This is a genomic window from Lysinibacillus sp. fkY74-1, assembly GCF_053165895.1.
In genome coordinates, this window is sequence record NZ_CP170173.1 from 1,268,433 (window position 1) to 1,284,554 (window position 16,122).

The window sequence follows — 16,122 nt, forward strand, 5'->3', positions numbered from 1 at the left end:
GGGGTGACCTATGGTTGGGGTTGATAAACAATATTTAGCCAAAACACTAGCTCAAATGGCTGTTTCATCTCTTATTGAAGAAGTCACATTGACTCCTAAACCTGGACTTGTAGATGGATGGGATCAAGGTGCTCATCAAGATTTAACGTTAGAGTTGATGATTGGCTCCGCACAATGTTTACGACATACATTTTATGAAATGGCCATGGCTGCTTTCAATGATGGACCCTCTCAAGCATTACGTGAACAAATTGGGGCAATAGGGCGTAAAGGTGAAAAAATGATGTTTCAATTTACTGGTGGTATAAACACCCATAAGGGAGCTATTTGGTCATTGGGGTTAATTACTGCGGCAGCAGCAATTTATGATGGTATGGCGGATGAAGAATCTATTTGTTTTACTGCTGGAGAAATTGCTCGCTATGAGGATCGATATATACCTAAAAATATGTCGAATGGGATGAAGGTTATTCATAAGTTTGGTGTTAACGGTGCTAGGGTAGAGGCTCAGTTGGCATTCCCACATATTCGACAATATAGCTTACCTGTGTTGGAGGCTTCCATGCGTAAAATGAATTATGAACAGGCTAAGCATTTTTCATTACTTTCACTTATAGCTCATTTAGATGATACATGCCTTCTTCATCGAGGGGGATTAGAAGGATTAAATTATGCAAAAGAACAGGCAAAACAAATATTAGAATCTGCTAATTTATTGGAGCTCGAAAAGATGAACCAAAGTTTTATAGATCGCAATCTATCACCAGGAGGTAGTGCAGATTTATTAGCAGCAACCATCTATCTGTTTAAAATCAAAAAATGGAATAGTTTATTGAAGGAGAAATTACTAGCAACTCATTAAACACAAAAGGGGTGTTTTTATGGAAAAGTTAATTTATTCATTCCCGGCATCTAAAGTGTTAGAGAATCGTGTGCATGTTGGGGTTGTGGGGTCAGGGGATTTAGAGGTTCTAGTAGAACCAACGAATGGTCAAGAAACGGTAGTAGAAATAAGAACAGGAATTACAGGATATAGCGAAACATGGAGGCAAGTCATTGAACGTTTTTTTAGTCAAAATGATGTCTCCGCACATATTACCATCAACGACTTTGGGGCAACTCCAGGTGTCGTGTCTATCCGATTAGCTCAAGCGCTGGAGGTGAGCAAAAATGCTTAAGCCACTAATGACTAGTTTAGTAGAGAGCTATGCAAGAGAGCGTGCCTTTTTAATTTTAGATTCTGGATACGAGATTTTAGGACCTTTTGATCGATTTGAATCGCCTCATTTAACTGCACAAAATATTGTACCTCAATATGATGATGGGATGATTATAGTGAAAGGAAAGCTAGGTGATAAACAAGCAGTTGTTATTGCAATTGAGGGAAGCTTCCAGGGTGGTGGTATTGGTGAAGTGTCAGGTGCAAAGCTAGCTGGAACATTGGAGAAAATTTTATCTGAATGTAAAAATGGACAGCTGATTTATCCAATTATTATTTATGATACAGGTGGTGTCCGATTACAAGAAGCAAACTATGGCCTATTATCAATTGCTGAAATCAGCTCGGCAATTGTAGAGCTTCGCGAACATGTTCCAGTAATCGGAATTATCCCAGGGAAAATTGGATCGTTTGGGGGTATGTCATTAACTGCTGGTTTATGTAGTGCACTTATTATGACACGTGAGGGACGTTTAGGAATGAATGGACCTGAAGTTGTTGAACAAGAGGCAGGAGTCAGGGAGCTAGATGCAAAAAATAAGCAGTTAATTTGGCAGATGATTGGTGGCGAAATACGAAAAGAAACAGGCCTAGCAGATGTAATTGTTGAGGACGATGTGCCAAATTTCCAGCAAGCCATTAAAGACATATGGAACGGGAAAGTAGAATGCAAAAATCGTATCAAAAAATATAATGAGTTTTTAACCTTCTATAAAGCTATAGAAATAGAAGAAAAAATTCTACCTAAACAAGCTATTAGTTTTTTTAAAACATACGACAAAGTAGCTGATAAACCATTATCACAGCCTAAAATAACTGTAGCTAGCCGTGGGCGAAGCTGGTTTAATGCTTTAACGAATACTGCTCCTTCTATAAGTGAAATACCTTCTGTTCTCGTTGCTGATGGTGAAGTACAGGGGAAAAGGGCACGTTTTATAACAGTTGTACCAAATCCCGATAATCCATACTATCGCGCTCGAAATGGTGAAGTTGGATTACTTGAGGGGTGGGCAATAGCAAAATATATATATGAAGCTATTGAAGAGGATCATGAAGAACAAGACAAGAGATTGATTGTACCAATTGTCGATGTTCCAAGTCAGGCGTTTGGCTATCATGAGGAGCTGTTAGGTATCTATTTAGCGTGTTCAGCAGCCGTGAATGCATACGCTTCAGCTCGCATAGTCGGTCATCCCATCGTAGCGGTGTTAGTTGGTAACGCTATATCTGGTGCATTTTTAGCACATGGTATGCAGGCAAATCGCCTATTAGCGCTAAATGATGAAGGTGTGAATGTACATGTCATGTCAAAAAAATCCGCTGCACTTATTACGCAAAGAACTGTTGAAGAGCTTGATGAATTATCTAAAGATGTCCCTTCCATGGCGTATGATATTCAGTCCTTTTACAAGCTTGGCGCAATACATCAGCTTATTGATGGAACTAATGCAACACAGCCTAATAAGGAAGATATTGAGTTGGTGCTAACAGAGATACAAAATGCTCATGAGGATATTATAGCTAAACCTAGTACGAGTCTAGCTAATCGACTCCATTCTGAAATTGCTACCTCATCTGGACGTCAGGCATCTATTAAAGTACGTGAAATGATTGATAGTCAATGGAAATAAATGTTCACGATATTCTTAAGTTCACAGATGTACATCAACTTAATGACCACACAGCAATTCCAGCATGGGTAACACGGTCTATTGAGTCAACCTCTTACGGCGTTGTTCGCAGAGCACCAATTATGAATCAATTAGTACCGATTGGATTACGAGGAAATGCTAGACATGAAAGATTTGGTACGTCAATTAATCAGCAATATATTTTAGACATTACAACACCCTGCTCATTAATAACCCAATTAGATTTTTTTAAGAACAATCGTTTTTATTCATTATTAAAGGAAATTCGTTATAAATTTGATTCTTATAAAATAAAATGGGGGCCAACTGGGAGTGTCGGCTTTGAGCTAGCAACTGGTATTCAGGTAACCACTACAACGAGTGATTTAGATTTACTTATTTGTCTCGAAGTTATCGATGAGAAATTGTTACATGAAATTAGTAATCTTTTAGTAAGCTCACACATTACTATTGATGCTCAAATAGAGATTCCTGGATTAGGAGCTTTTTTATTGAATGATTATGTGGAAAATAAAGAAAGGGGCTTTATTATAAGAACACTATATGGACCACAGCTATGTAAAATAGATGAAGAAAGAGTTCATTTATCTCTATAAAAAGTCCGTTAGCAGTCTTGAGGCTGTTAACGGACTTTTTTGCAAGCGAGTAATCATTATATTAATAAGTTTTTGCACCGCAGGAAAATACAATGCCCATTTTAGACAAAAAAGCAGTCGCTAACTATATGTATGGAATAGCCATCTAGGTCTCATATAGAATTAGGAGATCGGATTGAGAATAGGTAATTTCCTCGTTAAAAAAGAACATGATTGTGACTTTTTAATTAGTCTCATTCATGTTCTAATAAATTTGGATTATTTTTCATAATATTCGCTCAACGCAACTTCCAAGCGTTCTTCTAAATGCGTTGAAATATAATTTAAAACAAATTGTTCTTTTTCCATGTCAATTTGAGAAGATCTGAACATCCTTTTGAAAAAACTAACTTGGTTGTTCATTGAAAATTGCTGTAATGCTTCCGTACGTAAAGTAGAAACGATTTCATTTTCGATATGACGCTCTCTAATTTTTTGCACAATGTCCTTGACACTATTTTCTTGCAGCTCGGTAATCTGTTGCTGGAGATTTTCATTCTCCTCTTTTAGTTCTGCTGTTTCTTTTTGAATTTCCTCAAACTGAAGAGTAGAATCGGAGGATAATCGTTGAATATTCTCTGCAAGAAATTCCTGATTAATGTTAACTTGTAACGTCCCATGCTTCTCATTCGGCAAAATCTGAAAGAGTCCTGTTTGAATCATTTGCTGTAGGACATTCCCAAGAACATCAATTTTATGAGATAAATCTCCGGAATCCATGGTCGTAGCTGTAATTTGATGCTTTAACAGTTGACCATTATCATCAATACCAAGCAATAATTTTATACCCTTCACACGATATTCATCCTTTAATAATAAAATCATTCTTAGCCTTAATATAGCTGGCAAATCTAAGCGAATATTACCATTTACATTCGGTGTAGCATTGTCAAAAATGTACTGTTCAAACGGTTTCAAATAGTAGCGAAGCATGGCATCTGTAATATCAAACCAGCCAGCGATTTCTGCTATCGTATAGTGATTTGTTTCATCGATGTCTGCCAAATATTCATCATTGTATAGGCTCTCCTCTAAAGGCGTATGCTGTAGCGCAACAAACAATGGGTCATCTTGCACAATTCCAAGTACCATTTCTTTTGCATCATTTACTTTAAGCATCCTTTCACACCCCACTTTATTTTTCCCATAACAAAATGTTTTCTATATAGGTTTCTATTCGATTGGCAGCAATTGTATGCCTAATTTAAGTAGGAAATAATCATTAGAACAATGTACCTTCTAACCTTTTATGACTCTTTTGAAAAAAAAATTCGTCCTAAGTGGAGATGTGTGGGGGATAGAGGAGAGGGGACTATTAAATGGGCCCCCTCCATTTTTAGACTAATATCCAATCATAAAATACTGGTCAAGTTTCCGATGCTTCGGTATACACAATGAAGCAAAGTTAGGCTGGTTTCATTAATGCAAAAAATTTTCCTTCCTAATTGGAAAGTAGCCGTCTATCGAAATAATCATCCTAGATCGTATGATTATTATTTCCATACTTTTTCAGAGTGTTAGCATCTAATTCATGTATAAATTTATTGTTTTTATATTGTTCTAATCTTTTATAAGCGAGGTCCCATTCAACATTGAATAGCTCTTGAATTAATTGAATGGCTTTATCCTCATTTCCTGGTAAGGTTATGTTATTTAACATAAATGTTGGTACACATGCTTGTACCATAAAATTATTAGCCTTCCACTCTTGATACTCAATCCATGAATAGGGCATTTTCTCCTGGCTGCCACAATGTAATAAAACATGACAAAGCTCATGGCAAAAATCCTGCCACAGCTGTTTAGGTGATAGGTCTTGATTTAAAAAAATATAAGCTCTTCCACCCAAAAACAAAACTTGACTAGGATTATCCCAGAAATATAGTAAAATACCTAGCCTGCATGCAATTTCATTAACATCTAGCTGATGTGGTAATAAAATTCCTATTTTCGTATAAAGGCTTTCAATAAAATCTTCAGTGTATGTAGTATTTGACATAAAATCATCCCCAAACTCTATGTAATGAAACGTATGTTCTTATTTATTTTATAATAAAACCCCACTTCTAGGAAGAAGGGCTAAAAACATACATCTTATTTCTTTTCATGTTTGATAATTTCCCAAATATCACGTAAACGACGAACGGTTTCTTCATCTGATTTAGGAAGCTCTTTATAAAAAACCTGCAACTCTGGATCGTTCGCAAATGCATGAAAAGCTGCCTCGTCTTTATCAAAAGGTTGTTTTTCATCTGTTTCACATAATATATACGCTACACTTACATCGTATTTTTCTGCTAACTTTTGAACACTTCCTATGGAAATTTCGTTGCGGCCTTGTTCATAATAACCGTACGCACTTTCCGAAATACTTAAGAATTTGGCAACATCTGCTTGCGTTAATTTAGCTTCTTTCCTTAACTCTTTAAGCCTTTGCGATACATTAGACATGACATGATTACACCTCACTTAAATATATAGTTTAATTATACAACAATTTGTTGGGTTTATAGCCAATTAAAAATAAAAAACAACAAAAAATCTAGTTTTTGTTTGACTGACAACTTTTTGTTGGGTATTATTAAGACAACAAAAAGTTGGGGGTGCGATTTTGAAAACAACAAATCGTCGGTTAATACTTATCAAGGCTAGAAAACAAAATAATTGGTCACAGAAAAATGTTGTGGAAAAACTTGATAAATCAATAGGTATTACTATTAGTGAAAGCTATTATGGAATGATTGAGCAAGGAGTACGCACACCTTCTTTAGAAGTAGCATTAGCAATTTCTGAACTATTTGAAATGGAACCATCCCAAATTTTTTTACGTAACATGACAACTAAATGTTGTGTTTGTAAGGAGACCAAAAGAAAATTTATATATCAATCCATTCCAAGCTTTTAACCATCATAATTTAAACGTTCCAATTGTTGAATGAGTAATAACAAGCCCCGGACTTGTACGGAGTTAGCGCTAACTAATATGACTGAAATAATTATTCTTTAGAATAAGGACCAGTCTCAATTCAATGTAGGTCGTTAGAATAAATATTGTCAATGAATATGGATTTTATGAGAAATATACTCGGTATCCCTTCAAACGGGGCAGTCTTACTTTTCTAATAAGCTTTTGGACAAGGTGGATCATTTGAGTAATACAAAAACTAAAAAAAGCATTTTATACGAGCTAGACATCAAAGAATTACTTATACGAATGAGGGGCGAACGCAAATGGCTAAATTTAGGCATGTACACACAACATTTTGGGATGATGGCTTTGTATTAGATCTTACACCAGAGGAGAAATACTTCTATCTATATTTGATGACAAACGGTAACACAACTCAATGTGGCATTTACGAATTACCATATAGAGTCATAGAAATGCATACCGGCTATAACCGTGAAACTGTACAAAAATTATTACAAAGATTCTTTGAATACGGGAAAATCTCTTACAACGAATTAACAAAGGAAATCATGTTGATTAACTGGGCGAAATACAACTTTATCAATTCTCCTAAAGTCAAAAAATGTATCGAAAAAGAGCTTCTTGCCGTTAAACATATCCCTTTTGTTAGGAGCTATGTTACTTCATTAGAACAGTTAGGATACAGTATCGATACCGTATGTATATGGTTAAATAAGTTGAATGAGCAAAAAGAGTCTAATGATAGTAATAATAAAGATTCGATACCCTATCCATACCCTATCGATAGACCTTCTAAAGACTGTAGGGAAGAAGAAAAACAACAAGAAAAAATAAAAGAAAAAGAAAAAGAAACAACAGAGTGTGAAGATAGTCAGTCGACAGTCACTAACGAACAATTAATTTTTTTAACTAAATTCTATGATGAAAACATACAAAAAGCTTCTAGTTATATTTGCGAATGTATAGAACATATGGCATGTGAAAATAATCCAGTCCTTGTTTATGAGGCTATGAAAATTGCGGTGCTACAGCAACCAAACAAACCAATTCAGTATATAGAGCGTATTTTAGTAAACTGGCGAACAGATTTAATAACGAATGATGGGCAATTAAAGGCTAAGGAACAAAGGGAGATAAACAAGAGACAGCAATCCTTCCCTTATTCTTATCAAAAGTCTCTTGGCCGAAGAGAAATAGTGCCAGAATGGTTTGATAAGCGTAATGATAAAGTAGAGCACCCAATACCATCTACTGAATCTAATAACAGCGCGATAGATTTTGAGGCCGAGAGACAAAAAGTTTTAGAAATGCTTGGCAAATAAAAATGTGAGCCATTGCTAATAAATGTAATTTCGTAAGTTTGGTGGTCAAGGATGAACTAGCACTTAAAAATCAAAAGGGGATTTTGAGGATGGGTGGTTGATATTTATTTAGCACAAGGGTAAGTACTTAACGGTTAATGACGGAATGATAGAGCAGAGAGAATTGAAAAGATACATAGGAGGGCAAAGCTATGATAATAGAGAAAATACCACTAAATCGTTACCAACTAGACAAGGCAATTAAAAAGTACAATGACAATATGCGTAAGTACATGAGAATGAAGGAAGAATTAGAATCATTGACAGCTGTGGCTTCTACAACCAAGTATGGCTTTGAGGCAGCAATGCCAAAAGCTATTGGAAGAGCGAGTGACCCAGTTCATGCACATGTTCAGATGAGGGCTTTACGTGAGGAGCGTATAAACAAGATTAAAGATGAGCTACTATTAGTTCAAAATTTAGCTGACAAGGTTACAGGCGACCTTGAACTGGAAGTCCTTTTCTGGTTACTAGAGGGTATGCCATTTCGCTGGATTGGAGCAAATCTGAATATGAGTCATACTAGTGTACAACGTGTGCGTGAAAGAATTTTAGATATGATGCTGAAGTAACCTAAGGGTTACTTTTTTTTTTATAATCCTTTAAATAATTTGCTCAAGAAATCCATTTCGTATCGGTTGTTTAATACGCGTATTCACTGAAGTGCGAGTACAAAGCTTTACTAGACAAAAATACATATTAAAACACAAGGGAATTCTAAAACAAATAGAAGATTCTATACCTCCAAAAGTTCTTGATTAAATCTAAAGGTAGAAGAATTGCTTGGTAAGATTTTTTTAATTGCCAAATGTTCCAAGTGTGACAGATGTTCCAAACGTTCCAAATATATCATTTTAAGTAACTGATAGTGTAAACTTGGAAGTAGGACGACGAGGTAAGGATTTCCCCTTTTGAAATTTATAACATCATAAATTAACAAGAGTGAGACCGTCGACCGATCAATATGTCCCATAAGCTTGGGTGAGGCATAAATAAGCTGTTTTATTTTTTAGAGATTAGTTATCGGATCTCCAGGAATATAACAGGCAAAAGAGGGAGTGGTTTCAGTTGAAAGATTTGTAAAACAAAGCTAAGTGGGCAAGGGTAGTAGCTATAGACATCTCATCAGTTCCATAAGAACAAAACGTATTCTAAGCAATCAATTGCAAAGGAGACTATGCGAAATGGTTCACATTCAAGTAAAAGTAAAATGACGCTTTCCTATTCGGTATAAGGGAAGGCGTTTTTTAGTTGGAGAAGAAAAACCGATTCACAAATCAAGGTTGGATCGATTGGATGAGCTGAAGCTTAAATAATCAAAACACCTGAGCTCATATTTACTAACGAACTTGTTGAAGGAGGCTTTGGATGGAAATTTATGATATTCAAAATGCTTTATCTATTAAGCTTCACGAAGCTTTCGGAGCGGAATATAAAAAATATATAGGTGAAGTGCCGCAGGAGTTTCATACGCCTGCTTTTTTAATTCAGTTTTTGAGCTTAGAGCATATCCGACAAATAGGTGGTCGATGGAAAGTAACAGCAAAGTTTAATGTAAAGTACTTCCCTGAAAATGGCATATCTGAGGCGGCTAATATGACTTTGAAGGTTCAACAAGTAATCAAAGAAATAACGCTGTTAAATGGTTCACTACTGCTTGGTACCGGAGCAACTAGCGAAGTTATTGAAGGCATTGGCAATAATTTTATTCAATTTAATTTCTTCTTACAAGAAAATGAAGAAAATACTTTTATGGGGTCATTAGATCATTATATGCACAAAGAAGAGGTGGTTTCAGTTGGCAAAAGCAATTCAGAAGAAGGTTGAGTTGAAGGAAAGCAAAAAGGTAATTTTTTCAAAATTACCTGAATTTACAAAAGATCAACTTTTAAAAAGTCAAAAATATTTATATCGCCGTGATGCATTAAACGCATTACTAGATTCAAGTAAAACTTATTCATTCGCTCAAGTGGATGAAATATTAAAGAAATTCGATAAGGGAGGTAATTAATATGGCGTTAGGTGGAGGAGTATTTTTATCACAAAACAAAGTATTACCAGGAAAATATCACAATTTTATTAGCGCTACTCGTGCATTTGTAAATCTAAGCAATCGTGGTTATGTTGGTTTGCCAATTGCACTTGACTGGGGCGTAGATGGTGAAGTATTTGCTGTAACACAAGAGGATTTACGAAAGGATTCACGCAAAATTTTTGGTTATGAATATATGGACTCAAAAATGAAAGGTATCCGTGATGTATTTAAAAATGCGGTCACGGTTTATTTTTACAAACTTGCGGTGGATGCAGAGGCAGCGACAAATGATTTTGCAACAGCTAAGTACAAAGGTGCTCGAGGGAATGATATTACGATTGTCATTCAGGCAAATGTTGATGAGCCATCGAAATTCGATGTTAAAACATTACTTGCTAATGTGTTAGTAGACGAGCAAATGGCAGTAGCGACTGCTACAGACTTAATCGCCAATGATTTTGTCGTGTTTAAACCGAATGCACCTCTAGCTGTTACAGCTGGTACAGCATTAGCTGGAGGATCCAATGGCTTAGCTATTACTGGAGGTGCACATCAAGAGGCACTAGACGCTTTAGAAGCATACGGGTTCAATATTCTAGGCTGCTTGTCCTCCGAAGGTTCAATTAAATCGCTGTATGTTGAATATACAAAGCGTATTCGTGACCAAATCGGTGGTAAATTCCAACTTGTAGGTCATAAACTTGGCAGTACTAACCATGAAGGTATTATTGATGTACAAAACGATACTATCGGACCGGAAGAAGAAGTATTTGGTGCCGTATATTGGGTGTCTGGTGCTCAAGCTGGGGTAGCTGTCAATAAATCAAATACTAATAAAAAATACGAGGGTGAATTTACACTTGATATGTCTGAAACAAAGACACAGTCACATCTCTCAACTTTATTAAAGGCTGGCAAATATTTGTTACATCGTGTTGGTGATGAAATTCGTGTACTTGAAGATGTGAATACCTTTACTTCATTTTCGGATGATAAGAACGAGGACTTCAGCTTGAATCAAGTCATTCGTGTACTTGATCAGCTTGCGATTGATACAGCTCAATTATTTAATACTCGTTATTTAGGTCAGGTGCCAAATGATCAAGATGGTCGCATTTCCTTATGGAATGACATTGGTAGTCATCGAATGGAAATGCAACGTATTCGAGCTATCCAAAATTACAACAAGGATGAACTAACGGTAGCACAAGGTAATTCAAAGAAAGCTGTTGTAGTAAATGAAGTCGTGATTCCTACGGTTGCGATGTCACAACTTTACATTACAACAACAGTAGCATAAAGGGAGGGCAAACAGATGAAATCAAACAAAACATTAATTCCAATGAATTTACAGTATTTTGCGGATGCTACAATGCATGCTCGCAATGCCATTCATGGTGCTCAAGGTCGAGCATACGTGACGGTTGAAGGAAGTCGTTATTTATTTGCTCAATTAATTAATTTAGAAGCTCGTATGGATAAAACTAAAACGCAAGTTCCTATTATGGGGCGTGTAGCTAAAGGTAATAAGGCTACTGGAGCAGAATATACAGGCAGTGCTACATTCCACTTTAATACGTCAATATTCCGTAAGTTATTAAAGCGATACAAAGACACAGGGCAGGATATTTATTTTGATATCCAAGTGACTAACGAAGATGGGTCAGCGTCGGTAGGTCGTCAAACAACGATTCTGGTTGATTGTAATATGGATGGAGGTATCATCGCTGCATTAGATGCAGATGCGGAGTACTTAGAGGATTCTATTGATTTCACCTTCGAGGATTGGGATATGCCAGAAGAATTTACAACATTACAAGAAATGCTATAAAACGAGAGCTCATGATGTGGGCTCTTTTAAATATAAATAAAAAGGATATGGTGATTAATTATGTCAAACTTAACTGCATTTTTTGCACACAATAAAAAGCAAAATGAAAACATTAAGCATGCTATTTCAAAGAAATTCGTGGATGAACAAGGGAATCCAATTGAATGGGAGTTCGCGCCAATTTCGCCAGAACGAGACGAGGAATTAAAATCTGAATCTACTAAGCGTTCTATGATTATGCAAGGAAAGCGTAAGGGGCAGTATAATACTGATTTTGATCATTTTAAATACCAACGTTTATTAACTATTGAATCTATTGTATATCCTAATTTAAACGATAAAGAGCTGCAGGATTCTTATGGTGTGATGGGGGCTGATGCTTTACTTGGTAAGATGCTGACAATTGGTGAAATTGCAGATGCCTCAGCGGTAGCACAGGAAGTTAATGGGTATCAAGCGGAACTAGAGGATATGGTTGAAGAAATAAAAAACTAATAGACGACGGTGATGGTGAAGCTAATATAATGCATTGGTGGGTGCATAAAATGCGTCGTCTTCCGTCTGAATATGTATCGCTATCCTTGGCGGATAAAGCTTGTATTATAGCGTCTCTACGGATTAAAATCGAGGAAGATAAGAAGCAAGAACGCGAGGCAAAACGAGGGTCTAAAAAAGGTAGAAAGCGTTAATAAGTAGCAAATTAGCCTACAGGGCTATCATTTATTTAATTTATGTCAATTTTGGAGTCTTGCAAATTCAACTATGCTGGAAAATTGAGTTGGAAACAACAGAAAACACATAGCTCTACTTAAGTTTAGGAAGAGTTAAAGTTTAAATTATTAAACAATAGCCATAAAAGCATCCTTCTCAAAGGATGCTTTTTTTATAAAGAGGTGAGAGTTCATGGCTACAATCCGTACGGCAATTCAAATTGATGATCGTTTAAGTAAACCAATTAAAGCCATGCATAATATGGTTTCCAGAATGGTCAATCAGTTGGAAGCTATGCATGCCGCTTCTGGGCAAATGATGGATATCTCTAGTGTTCAACTAGCTCAAAGAGAATTAGCTAAAACTGCTGAGCAATTTAACAGAGTTGAAATCGAAATTCGAAAAACTGATCACACCCTACAAAGTTTTAGCAACAATATTAGGGATGGTACTACAGCAGTTGGTGGATTATTAACTAAAATCAAGGAGATAGCAGGTAAATATTTAGATTTTCAAGTAGTTGGGAGAGTACTCTTGTCCAATGAAAATAACACCACATCAGGGTTAAATTTAATCAACAATGGTTTACAAACAACCGAGCAACCTTTAACACAAGCAATGGGAAGTGGAAACCTTCAAGGCCAGGATTTAAATAATGCATTTCAGTCTACGTCAAATGGTGTCCAAAATACTACGAATTACCTTAATGCTTTAATTGAGAAAATACGAGAAATAGCAAGTAGTGGTAAAATTTCTATGGCCGAGATAAGGAAAGCTGTCCTTGGTTTGGCTTTTGAGGGAATATTCGATGGGATTGTAAAAAGCGATCTTTTTAAGGAGCTCGTGCAAAATGCAGCTATTGCTATGGAGAAATTATCTTCAATTGTCTCTAGTACATTGAGTTTTTTTATACCCGATGGAAGTTTAAAAGATAGTTGGTCGTTTATAGTTCCTATAATAAGTACTGTTGCAGCAGCAATGTTGGTATACGAGTCTGCTTTACTACTAGTAAAAGCAGCAGAAATAGCCAGTACGATTTGGACTGGTCTAAGAACGCTTGCGATTGGATTATTAACGGCAACTACATGGACGAGTGTGTCTGCAACATCAGCCGCAACAGCTGCAGCATGGGGCTTAAATGCAGCGATAGCAGCCAATCCTATATTTATTTTAGTAATAGCCATTGTAATTCTTATTGGTCTTTTCTATTTAGCGGTAGCCGCTTTCAATTATTTTGCTGGGACATCGGTTAGTGCTACAGGAATAATAGCTGGGGCATTCATGGTGTTAGGATCAATGATTTATAATGTAATCGCCTATATGTGGAATATGTGGGCCTCTTATGTGGAATTTTTTGTGAATGTATGGAAAAACCCAATGTATTCGGTAAAGAAATTATTTTATAATCTAGCAACTAATATGTTAGATTTAATTATTTCAATGATTAGTGGATGGGATGGATTTGCTACAAGCTTTGTTAATGCTATTGTTGACGCAGTTAACTTTGCGATACAAGCTTGGAATTGGTTTGTGAAGCTATTACCAGAGAATATTTCATCTTCCGTAGGTTTAAAAGTGGGTACCGAGTATAGTCACCGAGAGTCCATTACAAGTGATCTAAAGGGTCTTAGAGGAATTTTGGATAACTGGGTTGGCGAAGCTCCTGATGATTATTGGGAAGCGCCCAAAATGGAATTTAAAGAATTAAGTAAGTCTTGGGATAAAGGATACAATTGGGGGGCCAATCTATTTCAATCAGGTGAAGAAAAAAGCAGCAATATTAAAGATGATAAGATAAAAAATGACATTGAAAATGCGCTAGCGTTAGGTGACAAACTCGATAAAGGTAATGAGTTAGGTAAGAAAACAGCGGACAATACTGAGAAGGCAACGGAAGGTATTAAAATAATGAATGAGGATTTAAAGTATCTCCGTGATATAGCTGAACGTGAAGCAATCAATCGTTATACGACGGCAGAAATCAAAGTAGATATGAAAAATGAAAACCGAATTAGCAGTGAACTAGATATTGATGGCATTATTGATAGATTTGGTCAACGTGTTGAAGAAGTTTCAGGAATGCTAGCAGAAGGGGGTTCAATCGAAGATGTATAATTTTTTTCTAGATGGCTTACAGTTTCCTATCGCACCTTCCGAACTCACTTTGAAGATTAATGGCAGAAACGAAACAGTAGTGTTAATGAATGAGGGAGAAGTAAATGTAATAAAAAAAACAGGACTAACGAATATAGATTTTGAGGTATTACTGCCCAACGTCAACTACCCATTTGCTGTTTATCCAAATGGTTTTCAACCAGCTTCATTTTACCTTAGTAAACTAAAAAAATTAAAAATCTCTGACAAACCTTTTCGATTTCTCGTAAATCGTATGCTGCCTACAGGTAATTTATTATTTGACACAAACATGACTGTATCAATTGAGGATTATGAGATTAAGGAATCAGCCGATAATGGCTTTGATGTTATTGTACGAATCCAGTTAAAGCAATACAGGGAGTACGGCAATAAAAAAATCAACTTGAAACCAGCTACAAAAGCTAATAATGCAGGAAGTACAGCAAAGACCGCATCGAAAGCTGTAGTAGAGCAGAAGCGGCCAACTACAGGAAAAGAAACCCCAAAAACACATACTGTTAAAGCAGGAGAAACATTGTGGGCTATTGCTAAGAAGTACTTAGGTGATGGCTCTAAATACACCGAAATAGCAAAAATTAATAATATTAGCAATCCAAACGTAATTAAACCAGGGCAGGTGATAAAACTTGGCTAAATCAAAACTTTGTATCATGAGTAAGGCGCAACTATACGAATGTGCCGTAGAGGAAGGTATAGTGTGGGAAACACATCGAAAAGGCACTCCAGGAAAACTGACATTCAATGTAATTAAGGATGGTATGCTTAGCTTTCATGAGGGGGATGCAGTTACTTTCGAATATGACGGACACAAGATTTTCAAAGGTTTTGTCTTTACCAAGAAACGTTCGAATAACAGAATCATTACGGTTACTTGTTACGATCAACTTCGCTACTTTAAAAATAAAGATACTTATAGGTATGAGAATAAAACAGCTGCTCAAGTACTTAAAATAATTGCAAAGGACTTTAAGCTAAAGACCGGTACTATAGACGATACAAAGTATGTAATACCGTGTATGGTTGAAGATAATCAAGAACTGTTCACGGTTATGTCTAATGCCTTGGCTGAAACGACTCTTAATACTCAAAGGCTATTTGTGCTCTATGATGACTTTGGAGCTTTGAATTTACGTGAAGCTAAGGCGCTTCAAACCGATTTACTGATAGATGAAGAATCAGGTGAAACGTTTGAATATACTTCATCCATTGATGAAAACACGTATAACAAAATCAAGTTAGTACGTGAAAATAAAGAAACAGGTGAACGTGCTACTTACATGGCCGAAAGTGAAAGCAGGATGACCGAGTGGGGTGTTCTTCAGTTAACAGATAAGTTCGATGAAGGGGTAAATGGCAAGGCTAAAGCAGAAAGCATGCTTAAGTTTTATAATCGTAAATCGAGAAAGCTACACATTAATAAAGTATTCGGTAATCCAATTGTACGTGGTGGTAGTCAGGTAGCAGTACTCTTGTATGTTGGTGACTTATCAGTGGCTAATTTCATGATGGTTGAAAGTGTGAGGCATACCTTCAAAGAATCTAATTATAGTATGGATTTAACGCTGATTGGCGGTGATTTCATTGCGTAG

General features: G+C 36.2%; 19 protein-coding genes. 16 read left to right on the forward strand and 3 right to left on the reverse strand.

Annotation, left to right across the window (positions count from 1 at the left end):
* Nucleotides 1-10: 10 nt before the first annotated feature.
* The 4 genes from ACE1MS_RS05950 to ACE1MS_RS05965 are packed head-to-tail and all read left to right on the forward strand — an operon-like array spanning nt 11 to nt 3,467.
* Nucleotides 11-862, forward strand: coding sequence for a triphosphoribosyl-dephospho-CoA synthase (locus ACE1MS_RS05950; protein ID WP_099805092.1), 852 nt, complete (start codon nt 11-13; stop codon nt 860-862).
* Between the two features lie 19 nt (nt 863-881).
* Nucleotides 882-1,178 (forward strand): malonate decarboxylase subunit delta, encoded by a 297-nt coding sequence (locus tag ACE1MS_RS05955; protein WP_198694646.1) that lies wholly within the window; start codon nt 882-884, stop codon nt 1,176-1,178.
* Nucleotides 1,171-2,850 carry a biotin-independent malonate decarboxylase subunit beta gene (mdcD, locus tag ACE1MS_RS05960; protein ID WP_099805094.1) on the forward strand — a complete coding sequence of 560 codons (1,680 nt, stop codon included), beginning with the start codon at nt 1,171-1,173 and terminating at the stop codon, nt 2,848-2,850. Before ACE1MS_RS05955 ends, mdcD begins: the two co-directional genes overlap by 8 nt.
* The gene (locus ACE1MS_RS05965) at nt 2,841-3,467 is read left to right on the forward strand and encodes a malonate decarboxylase holo-ACP synthase (RefSeq protein WP_447402753.1); all 627 of its coding nucleotides are present in this window, start codon (nt 2,841-2,843) and stop codon (nt 3,465-3,467) included. Before mdcD ends, ACE1MS_RS05965 begins: the two co-directional genes overlap by 10 nt.
* Nucleotides 3,468-3,725: 258 nt before the next feature.
* Here ACE1MS_RS05965 and ACE1MS_RS05970 read toward each other — a convergent pair whose 3' ends face one another.
* From ACE1MS_RS05970 to ACE1MS_RS05980, 3 genes are all read right to left on the reverse strand, one after another.
* Nucleotides 3,726-4,625 carry a hypothetical protein gene (locus tag ACE1MS_RS05970; RefSeq protein WP_012293463.1) on the reverse strand — a complete coding sequence of 300 codons (900 nt, stop codon included), beginning with the start codon at nt 4,623-4,625 and terminating at the stop codon, nt 3,726-3,728.
* A 358-nt stretch (nt 4,626-4,983) separates the two neighbouring features.
* On the reverse strand, nt 4,984-5,505 hold the full coding sequence (locus ACE1MS_RS05975; protein ID WP_332289092.1) for an ImmA/IrrE family metallo-endopeptidase: 522 nt from the start codon (nt 5,503-5,505) through the stop codon (nt 4,984-4,986).
* A 95-nt stretch (nt 5,506-5,600) separates the two neighbouring features.
* Complete coding sequence (locus ACE1MS_RS05980; RefSeq protein ID WP_012293465.1) at nt 5,601-5,957, reverse strand: helix-turn-helix domain-containing protein; 357 nt, start codon at nt 5,955-5,957, stop codon at nt 5,601-5,603.
* 160 nt (nt 5,958-6,117) lie between these two features.
* Between ACE1MS_RS05980 and ACE1MS_RS05985 the strand changes: the two genes are divergently transcribed.
* From ACE1MS_RS05985 to ACE1MS_RS06040, 12 genes are all read left to right on the forward strand, one after another.
* Nucleotides 6,118-6,411: a helix-turn-helix transcriptional regulator gene (locus tag ACE1MS_RS05985; RefSeq protein WP_447402754.1), complete on the forward strand. Its 294-nt coding sequence runs from the start codon at nt 6,118-6,120 to the stop codon at nt 6,409-6,411.
* A gap of 326 nt (nt 6,412-6,737) precedes the next feature.
* Nucleotides 6,738-7,760 carry a DnaD domain protein gene (locus tag ACE1MS_RS05990; protein ID WP_051889623.1) on the forward strand — a complete coding sequence of 341 codons (1,023 nt, stop codon included), beginning with the start codon at nt 6,738-6,740 and terminating at the stop codon, nt 7,758-7,760.
* Nucleotides 7,761-7,951: 191 nt separating this feature from the next.
* Nucleotides 7,952-8,371: a hypothetical protein gene (locus ACE1MS_RS05995; protein ID WP_230586133.1), complete on the forward strand. Its 420-nt coding sequence runs from the start codon at nt 7,952-7,954 to the stop codon at nt 8,369-8,371.
* 796 nt (nt 8,372-9,167) lie between these two features.
* Nucleotides 9,168-9,626 (forward strand): phage tail terminator family protein, encoded by a 459-nt coding sequence (locus ACE1MS_RS06000; RefSeq protein ID WP_447402755.1) that lies wholly within the window; start codon nt 9,168-9,170, stop codon nt 9,624-9,626.
* A complete protein-coding gene (locus ACE1MS_RS06005) occupies nt 9,598-9,810 on the forward strand; it encodes a hypothetical protein (protein ID WP_243432659.1) in 213 nt (70 codons plus the stop codon). Before ACE1MS_RS06000 ends, ACE1MS_RS06005 begins: the two co-directional genes overlap by 29 nt.
* A 1-nt stretch (nt 9,811) precedes the next feature.
* On the forward strand, nt 9,812-11,134 hold the full coding sequence (locus ACE1MS_RS06010) for a phage tail sheath family protein (protein WP_036167574.1): 1,323 nt from the start codon (nt 9,812-9,814) through the stop codon (nt 11,132-11,134).
* Nucleotides 11,135-11,149: 15 nt separating this feature from the next.
* Entirely contained in the window at nt 11,150-11,665 is a 516-nt protein-coding gene (locus ACE1MS_RS06015; protein WP_012293472.1) for a phage tail tube protein, read from the forward strand.
* 60 nt (nt 11,666-11,725) lie between these two features.
* On the forward strand, nt 11,726-12,160 hold the full coding sequence (locus ACE1MS_RS06020; RefSeq protein ID WP_012293473.1) for a phage tail assembly chaperone: 435 nt from the start codon (nt 11,726-11,728) through the stop codon (nt 12,158-12,160).
* A 29-nt stretch (nt 12,161-12,189) separates the two neighbouring features.
* Entirely contained in the window at nt 12,190-12,354 is a 165-nt protein-coding gene (locus tag ACE1MS_RS06025) for a hypothetical protein (RefSeq protein WP_008174525.1), read from the forward strand.
* Between the two features lie 214 nt (nt 12,355-12,568).
* On the forward strand, nt 12,569-14,491 hold the full coding sequence (locus ACE1MS_RS06030) for a phage tail tape measure protein (protein ID WP_447402756.1): 1,923 nt from the start codon (nt 12,569-12,571) through the stop codon (nt 14,489-14,491).
* Entirely contained in the window at nt 14,484-15,167 is a 684-nt protein-coding gene (locus tag ACE1MS_RS06035) for a LysM peptidoglycan-binding domain-containing protein (RefSeq protein WP_036161043.1), read from the forward strand. Before ACE1MS_RS06030 ends, ACE1MS_RS06035 begins: the two co-directional genes overlap by 8 nt.
* On the forward strand, nt 15,160-16,122 hold the full coding sequence (locus ACE1MS_RS06040) for an XkdQ/YqbQ family protein (RefSeq protein WP_139015321.1): 963 nt from the start codon (nt 15,160-15,162) through the stop codon (nt 16,120-16,122). Before ACE1MS_RS06035 ends, ACE1MS_RS06040 begins: the two co-directional genes overlap by 8 nt.